We start from the raw sequence: 20,029 nt of genomic DNA, 5'->3' as shown, positions 1-20,029 counted from the left end.
CGAGACCTCCCACGAGACGTACGGCACCGCTTCCCACCATGACACAAAAGGAGGAAAAGCGGATCGAAACGGTCACTCAGTGCAGCCTTGGCGGCCTTTCACTGAAACAATGGAGCCCCGGCCGAGTACCCACTCGACCGGGGCTCACACGTGGAGATCCGGGTGCTGACGCCTGCCGCAACGCCCTCAGGCGGCGACGACGTCCACCGCCTCCGCGGGCGCCTTGATCGTCACCCGCTCCGTCGGCACACCCGCCACCGACGTCACAGAGACGGAATTGAGCATCGGGCGTACCGGTGCGGGCACCGGCTCGCTCGCCGCTGCCGACTCGGCCAGTTCGGCGAGTGACAGCTCGTCGCTCACTTCCCGCATGAGCTCGGACATCCGTACGTCAAGCGCGTCGCAGATCGCGGAGAGCAGTTCGGAGGAAGCCTCCTTCTGCCCCCGCTCCACCTCTGAGAGATAGCCGAGCGATACTCGGGCGGACGAGGAGACTTCGCGCAGAGTACGGCCCTGGCGCTGGCGCTGCCGACGCAGCACGTCACCAAGCAGGCGACGGAGCAGAATCATCGGTGGCTCCCTCCTCGGACCGCGTAGCCGCATCCTTCACGCCCCACCGTACCGCCTCGCGCTGCGGCCGTGCGGGGAGCGATGACGTGTTCACTCAGGGCTGCAAACATCAAGTCCCCCCGTTCTGTTCCGTATCCTGTGCCCGCCCATTCTCCGAGAGTTCGCCGGAGAGAAGCTCAAGCACGCTCCGTACACTCTCTCTACGGATTTCCGCACGGTCGCCGTTCAACCGCAGTGAAACCGCTTTCCGCGTTCCGTCCGGTCTCGCGACGGCCACGAAGACCGTCCCCACGGGCTGCCCGTCCTGCGGCTCCGGCCCCGCGACCCCGGTGGTCGCGATTCCCCAGCCGGCGCCGAGGCCGGTCCTCACTCCTGCGGCCATCTGCGCCGCCACATCGGGGTCGACCGCGCCCCGCAAGGCCAGCAGCGCGGAGTCGACTCCCAGGAGATCGCGCTTCACGGCCGTCGCGTACGCCGTCACGGACCCGCGGAAGGATTTCGATGCCCCCGGGACCGCGGTCAGCTCGGCGGCCACCAGTCCACCGGTCAGGGACTCCGCGACGGCCAGGGTCTCGCCGCGCTCCGCGAGCAGCGCCAGCACCCGGGCGCCGACACCGTCGAAGACGTCGTCCGTCGCGCCGGGATCCGCCTTCATCGCGCGGTCTCCGAGGTGTCCTTCCGGTCGCCGACCCGCGCCGCCGCCCGCTCGGCGGCGAGCCCCCTGCGCCGCAGGACCACGGCCTGCCGTATGTAGTCGAGTCCCGTGACCACCGTGAGGACGACCGCCACGGCCATCACCCACCAGCGCAGGGTGGCCAGCGGCCCGGTCAGCGCGAGAACGTACATGCCCACCGCCGTGCCCTGGGCCAGCGTCTTCATCTTTCCGCCGCGGCTGGCGGGAATCACCCCGTGCCGGATCACCCAGAAGCGCATCAGCGTGATCCCGAGCTCACGGAAGAGGATCACCCCCGTGACCCACCAGGGCAGGTCCCCGAGCGCCGAGAGGCAGATCAGACCCGCCGCCATGATCGCCTTGTCGGCGATAGGGTCGGCGATCTTCCCGAAGTCCGTGACCAGGTTGTACGTACGGGCGAGGTGGCCGTCGAACAGGTCGGTGATCATGGCCACTGCGAACGCCGCCCACGCCCAGGCACGCCAGGCCGGGTCATAGCCGCCGTTCTGGAGCAGCAGGATCACGAACCCCGGCACCAGCAGCAGCCGCACCATGGTGAGGATGTTCGCGATGTTCCAGAGGCTGGCCTGGTTGACGGCAGCGGCACCCAGCTTGCCCCCGGGCGCAGGCCTGCCGGTCCCGCCCGCCGCGGACGCCGGGACTCCCGTCATCTGGCTACCTCCTCACGCCGCTCCGACACGACCTCGGCCACCAGGTCGACACCCTCGGTGCCCACGACCTTCGCCTCGACCATACGGCCGCGCACCAGGCCGTCGGCAGCCGTGAAGATCACCTGGCCATCGGTCTCCGGAGCCTGGTGTGCGGCGCGGCCCACAGCCGCGTACTCGTCCTCGTCCAGGACGTCGTCCGGATCCTCGCTCCCGGCCCCGTCGAACACGGACTCGACCAGTACCTCCAGGGTCTCTCCGATCCGCTCCTCCGCACGCTGGGCGGTGAGCTCCTCGGCGAGCCGGGACAGCTGCGTGAGGCGCTCGTCCACGGTGTCCTGGTCCAGCTTGGTCTCATACGTGGCGGCTTCGGTGCCCTCCTCGTCGGAGTAACCGAACACCCCGATGGCGTCCAGCCGCGCGGCCGTGAGGAAACGCTCCAGCTCCGCGAAGTCGGCCTCGGTCTCACCGGGGAAGCCCACGATGAAGTTCGAGCGCACGCCGGCCGTCGGCGCCTTGGAACGGATCGTGTCGAGCAGTTCCAGGAACCGGTCCGTGTCCCCGAAGCGCCGCATCGAGCGGAGCACACCCGGGGCGCTGTGCTGGAAGGAGAGGTCGAAGTACGGCGCCACCTTCTCCGTCGAGGTGAGCACGTCGATCAGACCGGGGCGCATCTCGGCGGGCTGGAGATAGCTGACACGGATCCGCTCGATGCCGTCCACCGCCGCGAGCTCCGGCAGCAGCGTCTCCAGCAGGCGGATGTCGCCGAGGTCCTTGCCGTACGAGGTGTTGTTCTCGGAGACCAGCATGATCTCCTTGACGCCCTGCTCCGCGAGCCACCGGGTTTCACCGAGGACATCGCCGGGGCGGCGGGAGATGAAGGAGCCCCGGAACGACGGGATGGCGCAGAAGGAGCAACGTCGGTCACAACCGGACGCCAGCTTCACGGAGGCGACGGGGTTGGTGTCCAGCCGCCGGCGCAGCGGTGCGCGCGGGCCCGAGGCCGGCGCGAGGCCCTCCGGCAGGTCGGCCGGCACGTTCTCGGGCTCCGGGGCCTGGGCGTGACCGGGCAGCGCGACCGCGGTCGCCTGCCGCTCCGCCGGGCTGATCGGCAGCAGCTTGCGCCGGTCGCGCGGGGTGTGCGAGGCGTGGATGCCGCCGCTGAGGATGGTCTGGAGCCGGTCGGAGATGTCGGCGTAGTCGTCGAAGCCGAGCACACCGTCCGCCTCGGGCAGCGCTTCGGCGAGCTCCTTGCCGTAGCGCTCGGCCATGCAACCGACGGCGACGACGGCCTGAGTGCGGCCGTGGTCCTTCAGATCGTTGGCTTCAAGGAGGGCGTCGACGGAGTCCTTCTTGGCGGCTTCGACAAAGCCGCAGGTGTTGACGACGGCGACGTCGGCGTCGGCGGCTTCTTCGACGAGTTCCCAGCCGTCCGCTGCCAGGCGGCCTGCGAGCTCCTCCGAGTCCACCTCGTTACGGGCGCAGCCAAGAGTGACAAGGGCGACGGTACGGCGTTCGGGCATGGGCTCAAGACTACTTCGTCCGAGCCCACGCCCGATCCGCGAGGCCACCGGGGGCGGTGCTTCCGAGGATCTGCACAGGGATCGACCCGGGAACCGGCGGGGTGCGAGGCGTACGGACCGGCGGGGTGCGGACCGGCGGGGTGGGCACATGCCCGTAAGGCCTACGCGACCCGGCGGAGCGGGTACCGACCGCCCCCGGTATACGAGCCGGATCCGGATGTGCGTGGCGGAGCGACGCGCGGGGCCGACCGCACCAGCGGATCGGCCCCGCGCGGCTCCCGTCCGACGGGCGGGGCCGCGGGCGAGCAAGGGAGCCAGGCGAGCCCCTGCCGTGGGCGCGGCTCAGCCGACCTCGGGGTCGCCCTTCGTGTAGGCGAGACGCTCGACCTGACCGAGCTCGAACTTGTCTTCGACCTTCTTGCCGTTCACGAACAGCTCGATCGCCCCGGCGTTGCCCAGGATGAGATCCAGCCGCTCGTCGTCCTGGAAGGTCTTGGAATCCCCTTCGTTGAGCAGGCCGTCGAAGAGCAGCTTTCCACTTGCGGACTTGGCGGAGATCCAGCTCTTGTCACTGACGGCGGACACCTTGACTGTGACCTTGTCCTGCGGCACCGCGGCGATCGCGCTCTCCGATGCGTCCGGCTTGGCGGGCTCGGGCTGCTTGGGCAGCGGCTGCGCCGGCTGCTGGTTCGCGGGCGGCCTAGGGCTGGTCTTGGCCGGAGAGGCGCCCTCGGCGACGTTCTTGGTGATCTTGGCCGTGTCATTGTCACTGAAGAGCGTGAAGGCGGCGAAACCGATGACGGCGACGATCGCCGCGACCATCGCGGCGGTCCAGTTCGGGCGCCTGGGCTCTGGGCGGATACGTTCCGCCTCGAAGAGCGGCGCGGCGGGCGTAGGCGACGGCCTGCCGCCGTGTTCGGCGTCGTACTGCGCGACCAGCGGGGCGGGATCGAGTCCAACGGCGCGGGCGAGCGTCCCGATGTGGCCTCGCGCGTACACGTCGCCACCGCAGCGGGAGAAGTCGTCCTGTTCGATCGCCTGCACGATGGGGACCCGGACACGGGTGGAGGTACTGACCTCGTCGACGGTCAGGCCTGCCACGCTACGGGCGTCTTGCAGCGCACGACCGATCGAAAGCCGATCATCTTCGATCGAAGACCGGTCCTCCGCAATCGAAGGCCGGTCGTCTTCGGGGGAGTTGCCGATGGACACGAGTGCGCCTTTCGAGCGTGTAACCACCTGCTGGAGGTTCAGTCTAGGGGTGGTACGAAAGGGTGGGGCAACCGGGCGGATGCCGTTTGTACGCCATCAGAATGGCCGGACAGCGGGAGGGTGGGACAAGGGGCTCCTCGCCCTCTCTCCAACTTGACGTATGACCAAGTGAAACGGTTGCCTCACTTTTCCTACGGGTGAGCCTCCCCCCGTATCACTGCCAGCACTCCATCCAGTTCGTCCGGTTTCACCAGCACATCGCGCGCCTTCGAGCCCTCGCTGGGACCCACGATGTTCCGAGACTCCATGAGGTCCATCAGCCGGCCCGCCTTCGCGAAGCCGACCCTCAGCTTGCGCTGCAGCATCGAGGTCGAGCCGAACTGCGTCGACACCACCAGCTCGGCCGCCTGGCAGAGCAGGTCGAGATCGTCGCCGATGTCCTCGTCTATCTCCTTCTTCTGCTTGCTGCCGACCACCACGTCGTCCCGGAAGACCGGGGCCATCTGATCCTTGCAGTGGCGGACGACCGCGGCGACCTCCTCCTCGGTCACGAAGGCACCCTGCATACGCGTCGGCTTGCTCGCCCCCATGGGGAGGAAGAGCCCGTCGCCCTTGCCGATCAGCTTCTCGGCACCCGGCTGGTCGAGGATGACCCGGCTGTCGGCGAGCGAGGAGGTCGCGAAGGCGAGCCGGGACGGCACATTGGCCTTGATCAGACCGGTGACGACATCGACGGACGGCCGCTGGGTGGCCAGCACCAGATGGATGCCCGCCGCACGGGCCAGCTGCGTGATGCGGACGATGGAGTCCTCGACATCCCGGGGGGCGACCATCATCAGATCGGCGAGCTCGTCCACGATCACCAGGAGATAGGGGTACGGCTGGAGCTCGCGTTCGCTGCCATCGGGCGGGGTCACCTTGCCGCGCCGCACCGCCGCGTTGAAGTCGTCGATGTGCCGGAAGCCGTAGGCGGCGAGGTCGTCGTAGCGCAGATCCATCTCGCGCACCACCCATTGGAGTGCCTCGGCGGCCCTCTTGGGGTTGGTGATGATCGGTGTGATCAGGTGCGGGATGCCCTCGTACGCGGTCAGCTCGACCCGCTTGGGGTCGACGAGGACCATCCGCACGTCCTCGGGGGTCGCCCTGATCATCACCGAGGTGATCAGGCAGTTGATACAGGAGGACTTGCCTGAACCGGTGGCACCGGCGACAAGGACGTGCGGCATCTTCGCGAGGTTGGCCATCACATAGCCGCCCTCCACGTCCTTGCCGAGCGCCACCAGCATGGGGTGGTCGTCACCCGCGGCGTCGGCGAGCCGCAGCACGTCGCCGAGGTTCACCATCTCGCGGTCGGTGTTGGGGATCTCGATACCGACAGCCGACTTGCCCGGGATCGGCGAGATGATCCGGACATCGGGGCTGGCCACGGCATAGGCGATGTTCTTGGTCAGCGCGGTGATCCGCTCGACCTTGACCGCAGGGCCGAGCTCGACCTCGTAGCGGGTGACGGTCGGGCCGCGGGTGAAGCCCGTGACGGCCGCGTCGACCTTGAACTCCCCGAAGACGTTGGTCAGCGAGGCGACGATCGCGTCATTGGCGGCGCTGCGGGTCTTTCCGGGACCACCGCGCTCCAGCAGGTCCAGCGAGGGCAGCGCGTAGGTGATGTCGCCGGACAGCTGGAGCTGCTCGGCCCGCGGGGGCAGCGGAACCGACTCGTCGGGAGCCGGCTTGGTCAGGTCCGGTACCGCCTCGCGCGGGATCGGCGGCTGCTCCGTGCGCGCCCCCGGGACGGGCCCTGCGGCGCGCTCCCGTTCCGCGCTGAGATCCCGGGTCAGGTCGGCGACGACCGGCGACGGCGGCATTCCGCCCAGCACGGCACCGTCGAGGGCGGCGGCTGCCGCCGCGGCCACGTCGATGGCGTCCATGGGGCGGCCCGTGCCGGGTCGCGCCGGGGTACCGCCCGACTGCCGCCGTCGCGAGAGCGCGGCTTCCTCGGCATCGGCGTCCGCTGCCGAGCCGGACGCCCGACGACGCGGGGCTCGCGGGGCCGAAGCGTCGCGCCACTCGTCGACGGCACGGTCGTCCGCTTCGCCTGCCGCACCTGGCTCGTAGGGCGGCTCCAGGATTCCGAGCCTCACGCCGAGCGCGCGCAGCCGCCGCGGGATCGCGTTGACCGGTGTCGCGGTGACGACCAGCAGCCCGAAGACGGTCAGCAGTACCAACAGGGGCACGGCGAGCACCTCGCCCGTAGCGAAGACCAGCGGCCTGGAAACACCCCAGCCGATGAGTCCGCCGGCGTCTTGGACTGCCTCGGCGCCGTCACCGCGGCCCGGCGAGCCGCAGGCGATGTGGACCTGGCCCAGCACTCCGACGACCAGCGCGGACAGACCGATGACAATACGGCCGTTGGCCTCGGGCTTCTCGGGGTAGAGGATCAGCCGCACGGCGACCGCGGTAAGCAGTATCGGTACGAGCAGATCGAGTCGGCCGAAGGCTCCCGTGACAAGCATCTCCACGAGATCCCCGACCGGGCCGCGCAGATGGGACCAGGTCCCCGCGGCGACGATCAGGGCGAGTCCGAGCAGCAGGAGCGCGACACCGTCCTTGCGGTGGGCCGGGTCCAGCCCCTTGGCTCCACGCCCTATACCGCGCAGCATCGCGCCGACCGCGTGCGCGAGCCCCATCCACACAGCACGCAGCAGCCAGATGACGCCCCCGGTGGGATTCGGGGCGGCTTTGGCGGCGGTCTTCTTGGCCGCCTTCTTCGGGGGCGCCGGCTTCCGGGCCGCGGTCTTCTTGGCCGGTGCCTTCTTGGCGGATGCCGCCTTCTTCGTGGCAGCGGTAGTACGGCCGGCACGCGGCTGCGCGGTGCCCGCCGTGCCCTGGGAACCCTTGCCGGACGTACGAGAGGCCATGATGGTGAGGTTACCGGTGTGACCGGCGCCGGACACGCGTGCCCACCGCTTCACCCTTTCGTGTCGCCCCTGCTGTGTACGGAAACTGACGCCCGTTCAAACGAAATGCGGACGAACTCCGCACTCAGGACCGTCGAAGGTGGGTCAGTTCTGCGAGGGAAGAGTGGGAGTGCCGCTGCCCGTACCAGGCTCCAAGGCGTCCAGCGCTCTGCGAAGCCCGGTGAGCTTGCGCTCCAGATGTGCGGCGGTGGCGACGGCGGCGGCATCCGCCGATTCGTCGTCGAGCTGCTTGGACAGGGCTTCCGCCTGCTCCTCAACGGCCGCGAGGCGCGCGGAGAGTTCGGCCAGCAGCCCTGCGGGCTCCTTGGTGTCACCAGCGCCAACCTGGCCGCCCTCCAGCTGAAGCCGGAGCAGCGCGGCCTGCTCACGCAGCTGGCAGTTCTTCATGTAGAGGTCCACGAAGACGGAGACCTTCGCGCGAAGCACCCAGGGGTCGAACGGCTTGGAGATGTAGTCCACCGCGCCTGCGGCGTAACCGCGGAAGGTGTGGTGCGGGCCGTGGTTGATCGCGGTCAGGAAGATGATCGGGATGTCACGGGTCCGCTCACGTCGCTTGATGTGCGCGGCGGTCTCGAATCCGTCCATGCCCGGCATCTGGACGTCCAGGAGGATGACCGCGAAGTCATCCGTCAGAAGCGCCTTGAGCGCCTCTTCTCCTGACGATGCGCGGACCAGTGTCTGATCGAGCGCAGAGAGGATGGCCTCCAGCGCCAGCAGATTCTCCGGCCGGTCATCGACCAGGAGGATCTTGGCCTTCTGCACCATGCCTCGCCCTCCTCGCCCCGGCTTGGGGTCACCCCGACCCGAAGGGCCAGGGTAAGCACCGGGCGCCGCCCCAGAGGGCGACTCCGTTACGTCGCCCATCCTTGTGCCGGTCATGGTAGCCGCACCCCACCCATCGCCACACCCTGTCACCGCGATGTCACTGTGTCCGTAGCAGAAACGCCGCAGGAGACCAGAAGGTTCCCCGAATCCCGCCTCCTCACACACCCGGCGACAGCCAGTCAGCAGCCCGGGGGACCAGCGGAACGCGACCGGGCCCACGATCCCCCGGATCCGGACCGTGGGCCACGGGAGCCGGACGCCGTCACTTGCCGCGCATCCACTGTTCCATGACCGTGAGCAGGTGGTCGGGGTCGACCGGCTTGGTGACGTAGTCCGAGGCACCCGACTCGATGGCCTTCTCCCGGTCGCCCTTCATCGCCTTCGCGGTGAGGGCGATGATGGGAAGGCCGGCGAACTGCGGCATTCGGCGGATCGCCGACGTTGTGGCGTATCCATCCATCTCGGGCATCATGATGTCCATCAGGACGACTGCCACGTTGTCGTGCTGCTCAAGGACTTCGATTCCCTCCCGGCCGTTCTCCGCGTACAGCACTGACAGCCCGTTCTGCTCCAACACGCTGGTCAGCGCGAAGACATTGCGGATGTCGTCGTCCACGATGAGCACCTTCTCGCTGTGGAACTCGAAGGTGCGGCCCGCCTCCTGCGACCCGTCCTGCGGCTGACCGTTCCACGACTCCCCCGCCGCCCCCGGCTGCCCGGGGAGCGCGGCCCTGAGATCGGCGCCTCCGAGCGACTTGCGGCGGCGCCTGAAGAGCACCGCGGGGCCGGACTGCGAATCCCCGCCCGACGATGCCTGGGCACCGGGATGGGGCGCCGCACCGCTCGCCTCGATCGCAGCCGGATCGCCGCCCGCGGCCTGCTGCTCGTCGAATCCAGGAGTGAGCTGCGCATAGCCCATCGGCAGTTCACTCGGCAGATACAGGGTGAAAGTGGAACCGCGCCCTGGTTCACTCGCCGCGTGGATCTCGCCACCGAGCAGCCTGGCGATTTCCCGGCTGATGGAGAGACCGAGACCCGTGCCACCGTACTTGCGACTGGTTGTGCCGTCCGCCTGCTTGAACGCCTCGAAGATCACCCGCATCTTGCTGGCCGCGATCCCGATCCCGGTGTCGGTCACCGAGAAGGCGATGAGATCGCCGTCGGCCTCACGAAGCGTCCCCGCCTCCAGCAACTGCTCGCGGATCGACTGCGGCACATCGCTGTTCGCCAGCCGGATGACGAGTTCGACCGATCCGGCGTCGGTGAACTTCACCGCGTTCGACAGCAGATTGCGCAGCACCTGGAGCAGCCGCTGCTCATCGGTGTGCAGCGTGGTCGGCAGCTCAGGCGAGACCCGCACCGAGAAGTCGAGCGCCTTCTCGGCGGTGAGCGGCCGGAACGTCGCCTCCACGTAGTCCACCAGCTGCACCAGCGCGATCCGGGACGGACTGACGTCCATCTTGCCCGCCTCGACCTTCGACAGATCGAGGATGTCGTTGATGAGCTGCAGGAGATCGGACCCCGCGCCGTGGATCGTCTCGGCGAACTCCACCTGCTTGGGGGTGAGGTTGGTCTCGGCGTTGTCGGCCAGCAGTTTGGCCAGGATCAGCAGCGAGTTCAGCGGGGTGCGCAGCTCGTGCGACATGTTCGCCAGGAACTCCGACTTGTAGCGCATGGAGACGGCGAGCTGCTCGGCCCGCTCCTCCAGCACCTGCCTCGCTTCCTCGATCTCGGTGTTCTTCACCTCGATGTCGCGGTTCTGCTGGGCGAGCAGCTCGGCCTTGTCCTCCAGCTCGGCGTTCGACGACTGGAGTGCCCGCTGGCGGTTCTCCAGCTCCGCGGACCGCTCGCGCAGCTGCTCAGTCAGTTCCTGCGACTGCTTGAGCAGCAGCTCGGTCTTCGTGTTGACGCTGATGGTGTTGACGCTCGTCGCGATCATCTCGGCGATCTGGTTGAGGAAGTCCCGCTGGATGTGCGTGAACGGCTGGAACGACGCCAGCTCGATCACTCCCAGGGTCCTCCCCTCGAAGAGCACCGGCAGCACGATCACATAGGCGGGCGGGGCCTCGCCGAGCCCCGATGAGATCTTCAGATAGCCCGGCGGCACACTGACCTGGATGGTCCGCTTCTCCTCCGCCGCCGTACCGATCAGGGTCTCTCCCGGCCGGAACGACGTGGGCATCGCACCCGTGTAGCCGTAACTCCCCCGCATCACCAGCTCGTACGCGCCGCCGTCGACGTGCGAACCGAGGTCTCCGCCACCCGTGGGCATCGCCACGAAGAACGCGCCGTGCTGCGCCGTGACCACCGGTGTCAGCTCGCTCATGATGAGCGACGCGACATCATCGAGGTCCCTGCGTCCCTGCATCAGACCGGAGATACGGGCCAGGTTGCCCTTGAGCCAGTCCTGCTCCTTGTTGGCGAGGGTCGTGTCACGCAGGTTGGCGATCATCGTGTTGATGTTGTCCTGGAGGACCTGGATCTCGCCGGCGGCGTCCACGTCGATCTTGAGGTTGAGGTCACCGCGAGTCACCGCCGTGGCGACGGCCGCGATCGCCCGCACCTGACGGGTCAGGTTCCCGGCCATCTCGTTCACCGACTCGGTGAGGTCGCGCCAGGTGCCGTCGACGTCCCTCACCCTCGCCTGGCCGCCCAGCATGCCGTCGGTACCCACCTCCCGGGCCACCCGGGTGACCTCTTCGGCGAACGACGACAGCTGGTCCACCATCGTGTTGATGGTGTTCTTCAGCTCCAGGATCTCGCCGCGGGCGTCGATGTCGATCTTCTTGGTCAGGTCGCCCTTGGCGATCGCGGTCGTGACCGTGGCGATCTGACGCACCTGGCCGGTCAGGTTCGACGCCATCGAGTTCACCGACTCGGTGAGGTCCTTCCATGTGCCGGACACCCCGGGCACCCGCGCCTGACCGCCCAGCTCGCCCTCCGTGCCCACCTCACGGGCCACCCGCGTCACCTCGTCGGCGAACGACGACAGCGTGGTCACCATGGTGTTGACCGTGTCGGCGAGTTCGGCGACCTCGCCACGCGCCTCGACCGTCACCTTCTTCGTCAGATCGCCGTTCGCGACCGCGGACGACACCCGCGAGATGTTCCGCACCTGGCTGGTCAGATTGGCCGCCATGGTGTTGACGTTGTCGCTCAGGTCCTTCCAGATGCCGGTGGCGCCCCTCACCCGAGCCTGGCCGCCGAGGATCCCCTCGGTGCCCACCTCACGGGCCACCCGGGTCACCTCGTCGGCGAAGTTGGACAGCTGGTCCACCATCGTGTTGACGGTAGTCACCAGTTCGAGGATCTCACCCTTGGCATCGACGGTGATCTTCTTCGACAGATCCCCCTTCGCGACCGCCTTCGTCACCTCGGCGATGTTGCGCACCTGCGAGGTGAGGTTGTTCGCCATGAAGTTGACGGACTGGGTGAGGTCCTTCCATGTGCCGGAGACACCCTGCACCTCCGCCTGGCCGCCGAGGATCCCCTCGGTGCCCACCTCACGGGCCACCCGGGTCACCTGGTCGGCGAACGACGACAGCTGGTCCACCATCGTGTTGAGGGTGTTCTTCAGCTCGAGGATCTCGCCCCGTGCGTCGACATCGATCTTCTGCGACAGATCACCGCGCGCCACCGCCGTTGCGACCTGGGCGATGTTGCGGACCTGCGCCGTAAGGTTGCCCGCCATGCCGTTCACGGAGTCGGTCAGATCACGCCACACACCGGCGACGCCCTGCACCTGTGCCTGGCCGCCGAGCCGGCCGTCGGTGCCCACCTCACGGGCCACCCGGGTCACCTGGTCGGCGAACGACGACAGCTGGTCCACCATCGTGTTGATGGTGTTCTTCAGCTCCAGGATCTCGCCCCGTGCGTCGACATCGATCTTCTGCGACAGATCACCGCGCGCCACCGCCGTCGTCACCTGGGCGATCTGACGGACCTGCGACGTCAGGTTCCCGGCCATGAAGTTGACGGAGTCGGTGAGCTCCTTCCAGGTGCCGGACACCCCGGGCACCCGCGCCTGGCCACCGAGCCGGCCCTCCGTACCCACGTCACGCGCCATACCCGTGACCTGGTCGGCGAACGAGGAGAGCTGCGCCACCATCGTGTTGACGGTGTTCTTCAGCTCCAGCATCTCCCCGGCCACATCGACCGTGACCTTCTGCGACAGGTCACCGTTCGCGACCGCCGTCGTCACCTGCGCGATATCCCGCACCTGGCCGGTGAGGTTTCGGAACGCCGTATTGACCGAGTCGGTCAGGTCCTTCCACGTACCCGCCGCACCCGGCACCTGCGCCTGACCGCCCAGCCGGCCCTCGACGCCGACCTCGCGGGCCACCCGGGTCACTTCCGAACCGAACGACTGGAGCTGGTCCACCATCGTGTTGACGGTGTTCTTCAGCTCCAGCATCTCCCCGGCCACATCGACCGTGACCTTCTGCGACAGGTCACCGTTCGCGACCGCCGTCGTCACCTGCGCGATATCCCGCACCTGCGTGGTGAGGTTGCGGAACACGGTGTTGACCGAGTCGGTCAGGTCCTTCCACGTACCCGCCGCACCCGGCACCTGCGCCTGACCGCCCAGCAGCCCTTCGGCGCCGACCTCGCTGGCCACCCGGGTCACCTCGTCCGCGAAGGTGCGCAGCGTCTCGGTCATCTGGTTGATCGTCTCGGCAAGCTGCGCCACCTCGCCGCGCGCGCTCACCGTGACCTTCTGCGACAGGTCGCCGTTGGCCACCGCCGTGGTGACCTCGGCGATGCCACGCACCTGGGAGGTCAGATTGCCCGCCATCGTGTTGACGGAGTCCGTGAGGTCCTTCCACACTCCGGCGACACCGGGCACGGTCGCCTGACCGCCGAGCTCGCCCTCCGTACCCACCTCACGGGCGACCCTCGTCACCTCGGACGAGAACGAGGACAGCTGGTCCACCATCGTGTTGACGGTGTTCTTCAGCTGGAGCATCTCACCGGCCACATGGACGGTGACCTTCCGCGACAGATCGCCCTTGGCGACCGCCGTGGTGACGAGAGCAATGTCACGTACCTGGGCCGTCAGCCGGTACGCCATCGTGTTCACCGAATCCGTGAGATCCTTCCACGAACCGGACATACCTCGCACCTGGGCCTGGCCGCCGAGTTTGCCCTCGGTGCCGACCTCAAGCGCGACCCTCGTCACCTCGTCGGTGAACGCCGACAGCTGGTCCACCAGGTTGTTGACGGTCCTGGCCACCTTGAGGAACTCACCACGCAGCGGACGCACCGCGCCGTCAGGCCCGTCCGCGGTATGCGAGCGCAGCTCCATCCGCTGCTCCAGGTCACCGTCGGCGACCGCCGACAGCACCCGGCCGACCTCCGAGACCGGCCGGGCCAGATCGTCCACGAGCGCGTTGGACGCCTCGATCGCCGCTGCCCAGGACCCCTCGCAGGCGCCGGGCTCCAACCGCTCGGTGAGCTTTCCCTCACGCCCCACGACACGCCGAACGCGTGCGAGTTCCCCTGTGAGGTGCAGATTGCGGTCGGCGACCTCGTTGAAGACCGCCGCGATCTCGGCCATGACGTCGTCGCCCGAGACCGTCAGCCGCTTGCGGAAGTTTCCGTCCCGCATCGCGGCCAAGGCCGCGAGAAGCCGGTTCAGAGCCGCGGTGTCCACCGCTGTCGTTCCGCCCCGTGGCTGGCTTTTCCGGGACTGTCCGCCTTGCGCGCGCGTGCTCGTGCCACGCGCAGCTGCACCAGACTCCACCGTGTCCCTCCCGCAGGGGTTACGTCATGCTCGGGCTGTCTCAAGGAATGGTTCCCAGTGTTTCACCGCAGCCGAACCAGGCCATAACAGTTCGGCAGCTTCGCATAGCGTCCCCACACCCGGAGGGCGGAAACGGCCGCGACCGGCATCCGCTCGGACAGCGAAGGTAAGTAACCTGGCATCCGGCTGTCCAACCACCCCGGTCGCCCGGCAGAGGTGGTGAGACGCGAGGACCGCGAGGACAACGACCGGGCACCGGGAGGGGCAGGCACCGACCATGGCAGAGCCGGGCGTCGAGACGCGTACGAAGAGTTCTGTGATCACCGCGCGGGCGGCTGCCAGCTTCGATCCCGTCGGACGGTCGGTCGCCTCAGCCCGCGCCTTCGTCCGGGACACCCTCCAGGGCTGGGGTTACGCCGAAGTCGTCGACGACGCGGTGGTCCTCACCAGCGAACTCGTCACCAACGCGGTCATCCATGCCGGCACCGCAGCGGACGTGCTCTGCCTGCGCACCCCGGACGGCGTGCGGGTCGAGGTCGGCGACCGATACCCCGAACGTGAGATCCCCATCCAGGGCGGTGGCCGAACCGTCGCCCACCCCGATCGTGAGAACGGACGCGGGCTGTTGCTCTGCGCGGCCCTGGCGACACGATGGGGCGTCGAGTACTCGGCCGCCAGCAAGCAGGTCTGGTTCCAGCTCGACCTGCCCCAACGCCCGGTCGGCACCCGCTCCGCGGGCCCTGTGCTCCCCATCGATCTCCTCCCGGTCTCAGACGAACGAGTCAGAGTGGCCGTGGTCCAGATCGACCGCAACGGCGCCATCGGTTCCTGGAACGACGACGCTCAGCACCTCTTCGGATACGTGGCCGACCAGGTGGTCGGCAAACCGCTCGGCGACATCGCCGCCTGGCCGCACACTCCCGGAATCGGCACCGGAATCGCCGAAGCGCTCCAGCTGTCGCGCTGGGAAGGCAGCTACGGCATCCGCGACATCGACGGCCGGGTCGTCGCGGTGTACGCCTCACATCTCCGGGTCCGCGACACCCGTGGCGAGGCCTCCACCGTCTGCCTCCTCGTCCGCGACTACGAGCGAGCGGTCATCCAATCGCCGGTACGCATGTCCTCCAGCGACGGCACCGGCACCGAAGCCCGCAACACCGACCCCTTCGAAGTGTTCATCGGCTCACCGGCACCGGACGATCTCGACGGGCTACTCCAGCGCACCGTGGAGCGCGCCCGTGACATGCTCGACGGCGACTCCGCCTTCCTGCTGCTGGCCACTGACGACGAGACGGAACTCGAGGTCCGGGCCACCACCGGGCTTCCCTCGGCTCGCCAGCGTTTCGCCCGCGTGCCCGTCGAGGCGGGCACCGGCCGCTACGGCTCCGCCCGGATGCCGGCCGTCCACGAGGACCTCAGCGCCGTCCCCGGCGCCGTGCCCCTCCTCGACGGCACCGGAATGCGCTCCGTCGTGACCGTTCCCCTGAAGGTCGAAGGCCGGCTCACCGGCTCGCTCGGTGTCGCCACGGAAGCCGAGAGCCGCTACTCCAACGAAGAAGCCCTGCGGCTCCAGTTCGCCGCCGACCGCATCGCCCTCGCAGTCGAGTCCGCCAGGCTCGGCGAGCTGGAGAGACTCCGCAGGGGCTCACTGAGCTTCCTGGTGGAGGCGTCCGACCTGCTGGCGGGCACCCTCGACCGCGATCAGACACTGGCCCTCATGGCGCAGATGACCGTACCGACTCTGGCCACCTGGTGCGCCGTCTACACCATCGCGGATCAGTCGTCAGAGCCATATCTCTCCTACGTCCTGCACGAGGACGAGGAACGTATCGACGGCCTCAAGGCACTCCTCTCCAAGATCCCCCCGCCGGTTCCGGAGCCCACCCCCGGTGCTCGCGTGTGGAACGCTCCGGCCGACGCCGCTCACCTGGCAGCGTTGCGCACCTCCATGCGCGAACTCGGGATGACGGCGGCCTCCCTGCCCTCGGCAACGGGCATCGGTACCAACCTGGCCACGGCCTCCACGGTCGGTGGCGAGACTGTCGTCCTGCCCCTGGTCGCTCGCAACCGCGTCATCGGCATGCTGACCCTCGGCAAACCGTCCGACGATCACTTCCGGCAGGAGATCCTGGAGCTTGCCGAGGACCTCTCACGCCGTGCGGCGCTGGCGCTCGACAACGCCCGGCTCTATTCCGAGCGCACGGCCATCAGCCAGTCGCTCCAGCGCAGCCTGCTTCCTCCGAGCCGTCCCGAAGTGCCCGGCCTGGAAGTAGAGGTCATCTACCGCGCAGCGGGCGAAGGCAACGAAGTCGGCGGCGACTTCTACGACCTCTTCCCCATCCGTGACGGCGTCTACGGTTTCGCGATCGGCGACGTCTGCGGTACGGGCCCCGAGGCCGCGGCCGTCACCGGCCTGGCCCGGCACGCTCTCCGCCTCCTCGCCCGCGAGGGCTTCGGTGGCCCTGCGGTGCTTGAGCGGCTCAACGCGGCGATTCTCGACGAAGGAGCCCGAAGTCGCTTCCTCACCCTGCTGTACGGCGAGCTGCGGCCTCAGGAGGACGGCTCAGCTCTCCTCAAGGTCGTCTGTGCCGGCCACCCGCTGCCACTGCGGCTACGGCAGGACGGCACAGTGGAGCCGGCCGCCGAACCGCAGCCGCTGCTCGGTGTGATGGAGGACCTGGAGCTCTACGAGCAGGACATCGTCCTGGAGCCGGGCGATGTCCTGCTGTGCGTCACCGACGGTGTCACAGAACGCCGAGAGGGCACACGCATGCTCGGAGACGACGGTCTCATGGACGTGTTGACCACATGCACCGGGCTCACGGCCGGAGCGGTCGCGGCGCGCATCCTGCGTGCGGTCGAACGCTTCGCGGCGGAACCGGCGTCGGACGACATGGCGATCCTCGCGATGCGGGTGCCCGAGCCGCAGAAGAGCTGAGCGCGCCGGCCTGTTGGAAGCCTGACATGCGAAAGGCCCCCCGCCTCAAGGCGGGGGGCCTTCGTATTGCTGGAGCCCCCAAACGGAATCGAACCGTTGACCTTCTCCTTACCATGGAGACGCTCTACCGACTGAGCTATAGGGGCCTGTTGCTGTGCGGATTCCCGCGCGACAACAAGCAGAAGCATACACCGAACTGGAGACCTTTCAGAACCACCAGTCCCACCGGGCACCGGCCACCCCACCACCCACATCGCAGCCCGGTAGCCGTGCACGACCGGCTCTTTACTGCCGATCCACAGTCGGACCAGTCACGGGAGTAGAAGCGCAGAAATGCCTCAACCCCCGGACATGGTCCGGGGGTTGAGGCTGAAGAATTGTTCGGCGGTGTCCTACTCTCCCACAGGGTCCCCCCTGCAGTACCATCGGCGCTGAAAGGCTTAGCTTCCGGGTTCGGAATGTAACCGGGCGTTTCCCTAACGCTATGACCACCGAAACACTATGAAGATATCCAACACAAACCAGCAAACGGCCTGTTCGTTACTTCAGAACTAACACAGTGGACGCGAGCAACTGAGGACAAGCCCTCGGCCTATTAGTACCGGTCAACTCCACACGTTACCGTGCTTCCATATCCGGCCTATCAACCCAGTCGTCTACTGGGAGCCTTACCCCATCAAGTGGGTGGGAGTCCTCATCTCGAAGCAGGCTTCCCGCTTAGATGCTTTCAGCGGTTATCCCTCCCGAACGTAGCCAACCAGCCATGCCCTTGGCAGGACAACTGGCACACCAGAGGTTCGTCCGTCCCGGTCCTCTCGTACTAGGGACAGCCCTTCTCAAGACTCCTACGCGCACAGCGGATAGGGACCGAACTGTCTCACGACGTTCTAAACCCAGCTCGCGTACCGCTTTAATGGGCGAACAGCCCAACCCTTGGGACCGACTCCAGCCCCAGGATGCGACGAGCCGACATCGAGGTGCCAAACCATCCCGTCGATATGGACTCTTGGGGAAGATCAGCCTGTTATCCCCGGGGTACCTTTTATCCGTTGAGCGACGGCGCTTCCACAAGCCACCGCCGGATCACTAGTCCCGACTTTCGTCCCTGCTCGACCCGTCGGTCTCACAGTCAAGCTCCCTTGTGCACTTACACTCAACACCTGATTGCCAACCAGGCTGAGGGAACCTTTGGGCGCCTCCGTTACCCTTTAGGAGGCAACCGCCCCAGTTAAACTACCCATCAGACACTGTCCCTGATCCGGATCACGGACCCAGGTTAGACATCCAGCACGACCAGAGTGGTATTTCAACGACGACTCCACAACCACTGGCGTGGCCGCTTCAAAGTCTCCCACCTATCCTACACAAGCCGAACCGAACACCAATATCAAACTGTAGTAAAGGTCCCGGGGTCTTTCCGTCCTGCTGCGCGAAACGAGCATCTTTACTCGTAGTGCAATTTCACCGGGCCTATGGTTGAGACAGTCGAGAAGTCGTTACGCCATTCGTGCAGGTCGGAACTTACCCGACAAGGAATTTCGCTACCTTAGGATGGTTATAGTTACCACCGCCGTTTACTGGCGCTTAAGTTCTCAGCTTCGCCCCACCGAAATGGAGCTAACCGGTCCCCTTAACGTTCCAGCACCGGGCAGGCGTCAGTCCGTATACATCGCCTTACGGCTTCGCACGGACCTGTGTTTTTAGTAAACAGTCGCTTCTCGCTGGTCTCTGCGGCCACCCCCAGCTCACCGAGTAAATCGGATCACCAGACGTGGCCCCCCTTCTCCCGAAGTTACGGGGGCATTTTGCCGAGTTCCTTAACCATAGTTCACCCGAACGCCTCGGTATTCTCTACCTGACCACCTGAGTCGGTTTAGGGTACGGGCCGCCATGAAACTCGCTAGAGGCTTTTCTCGACAGCATAGGATCATCCACTTCACCACAATCGGCTCGGCATCAGGTCTCACCCTCGACAAGAGACGGATTTGCCTATCTCTCGGGCTACACCCTTACCCCGGGACAACCACCGCCCGGGCTGGACTACCTTCCTGCGTCACCCCATCACTTACCTACTACCACCTTGGATCAGCGGCTCCACCACTCCGAGATTGTCCGAAGACGCACCCGACGGCTTCACGGCCTTAGCATTAATGGATTCGATATTGGGCGCTTCAAAGCGGGTACCGGAATATCAACCGGTTGTCCATCGACTACGCCTGTCGGCCTCGCCTTAGGTCCCGACTTACCCTGGGCAGATCAGCTTGACCCAGGAACCCTTAGTCAATCGGCGCACACGTTTCCCACGTGTGTATCGCTACTCATGCCTGCATTCTCACTCGTGAACCGTCCACAACTCGCTTCCGCGGCTGCTTCACCCGGCACACGACGCTCCCCTACCCATCACAGTCCCCGTTAGGAGTACATACTGCAATGACACGACTTCGGCGGTACGCTTGAGCCCCGCTACATTGTCGGCGCGGAATCACTTGACCAGTGAGCTATTACGCACTCTTTCAAGGGTGGCTGCTTCTAAGCCAACCTCCTGGTTGTCTCTGCGACTCCACATCCTTTCCCACTTAGCGTACGCTTAGGGGCCTTAGTCGATGCTCTGGGCTGTTTCCCTCTCGACCATGGAGCTTATCCCCCACAGTCTCACTGCCGCGCTCTCACTTACCGGCATTCGGAGTTTGGCTAAGGTCAGTAACCCGGTAGGGCCCATCGCCTATCCAGTGCTCTACCTCCGGCAAGAAACACACGACGCTGCACCTAAATGCATTTCGGGGAGAACCAGCTATCACGGAGTTTGATTGGCCTTTCACCCCTAACCACAGGTCATCCCCCAGGTTTTCAACCCTGGTGGGTTCGGTCCTCCACGAAGTCTTACCTCCGCTTCAACCTGCCC

Annotated in this window: 9 protein-coding genes, 1 tRNA gene and 2 rRNA genes (1 of these 12 cut by a window edge); 1 reads left to right on the top strand and 11 read right to left on the bottom strand. The window is 66.9% G+C overall.

Annotated features, from left to right (window positions below):
• Nucleotides 1-186: 186 nt before the first annotated feature.
• The 8 genes from V1460_RS09555 to V1460_RS09520 all read right to left on the bottom strand — a co-directional run bounded on the left by V1460_RS09555 (nucleotide 187) and on the right by V1460_RS09520 (nucleotide 14,189).
• Entirely contained in the window at nucleotides 187-570 is a 384-nt protein-coding gene (locus tag V1460_RS09555; protein ID WP_019889909.1) for a helix-turn-helix domain-containing protein, read from the bottom strand.
• A 109-nt stretch (nucleotides 571-679) separates the two neighbouring features.
• Nucleotides 680-1,225, bottom strand: a complete 546-nt coding sequence (locus V1460_RS09550; protein ID WP_338673310.1) for a CinA family protein — start codon at nucleotides 1,223-1,225, stop codon at nucleotides 680-682.
• Nucleotides 1,222-1,914, bottom strand: coding sequence for a CDP-diacylglycerol--glycerol-3-phosphate 3-phosphatidyltransferase (pgsA, locus tag V1460_RS09545; protein ID WP_338673309.1), 693 nt, complete (start codon nucleotides 1,912-1,914; stop codon nucleotides 1,222-1,224). Before pgsA ends, V1460_RS09550 begins: the two co-directional genes overlap by 4 nt.
• Nucleotides 1,911-3,434 (bottom strand): 30S ribosomal protein S12 methylthiotransferase RimO, encoded by a 1,524-nt coding sequence (gene rimO / locus V1460_RS09540; protein WP_338673308.1) that lies wholly within the window; start codon nucleotides 3,432-3,434, stop codon nucleotides 1,911-1,913. The genes pgsA and rimO overlap by 4 nt, the downstream gene beginning before the upstream one ends.
• Before the next feature lie 342 nt (nucleotides 3,435-3,776).
• Nucleotides 3,777-4,646, bottom strand: a complete 870-nt coding sequence (locus tag V1460_RS09535; RefSeq protein WP_407077427.1) for a helix-turn-helix domain-containing protein — start codon at nucleotides 4,644-4,646, stop codon at nucleotides 3,777-3,779.
• 191 nt (nucleotides 4,647-4,837) lie between these two features.
• A complete protein-coding gene (locus V1460_RS09530; RefSeq protein WP_338673307.1) occupies nucleotides 4,838-7,561 on the bottom strand; it encodes a DNA translocase FtsK in 2,724 nt (907 codons plus the stop codon).
• Between the two features lie 144 nt (nucleotides 7,562-7,705).
• The gene (locus tag V1460_RS09525) at nucleotides 7,706-8,386 is read right to left on the bottom strand and encodes a response regulator (protein ID WP_338673306.1); all 681 of its coding nucleotides are present in this window, start codon (nucleotides 8,384-8,386) and stop codon (nucleotides 7,706-7,708) included.
• A gap of 322 nt (nucleotides 8,387-8,708) precedes the next feature.
• Nucleotides 8,709-14,189 carry a HAMP domain-containing protein gene (locus V1460_RS09520; RefSeq protein ID WP_338673305.1) on the bottom strand — a complete coding sequence of 1,827 codons (5,481 nt, stop codon included), beginning with the start codon at nucleotides 14,187-14,189 and terminating at the stop codon, nucleotides 8,709-8,711.
• A 277-nt stretch (nucleotides 14,190-14,466) separates the two neighbouring features.
• On the opposite strand from V1460_RS09520, the gene V1460_RS09515 reads away from it, so the two are divergent.
• Nucleotides 14,467-17,127 carry a SpoIIE family protein phosphatase gene (locus V1460_RS09515; protein ID WP_338673304.1) on the top strand — a complete coding sequence of 887 codons (2,661 nt, stop codon included), beginning with the start codon at nucleotides 14,467-14,469 and terminating at the stop codon, nucleotides 17,125-17,127.
• 70 nt (nucleotides 17,128-17,197) lie between these two features.
• Here the strand turns inward: V1460_RS09515 and V1460_RS09510 are convergent.
• The 3 genes from V1460_RS09510 to V1460_RS09500 form a co-directional block, all read right to left on the bottom strand.
• Nucleotides 17,198-17,273, bottom strand: a tRNA-Thr gene (locus tag V1460_RS09510).
• Between the two features lie 233 nt (nucleotides 17,274-17,506).
• Nucleotides 17,507-17,623: ribosomal RNA gene (gene rrf, locus V1460_RS09505) — 5S ribosomal RNA — on the bottom strand.
• A 79-nt stretch (nucleotides 17,624-17,702) separates the two neighbouring features.
• Nucleotides 17,703-20,029, bottom strand: a 23S ribosomal RNA gene (locus V1460_RS09500) (it continues 795 nt past the right edge of the window).

Source organism: Streptomyces sp. SCSIO 30461 (assembly GCF_037023745.1).
GTDB lineage: Bacteria > Actinomycetota > Actinomycetes > Streptomycetales > Streptomycetaceae > Streptomyces.
Note: the sequence above shows the minus strand (reverse complement) of the source record. Positions and strands in the feature narration are given on the sequence as shown.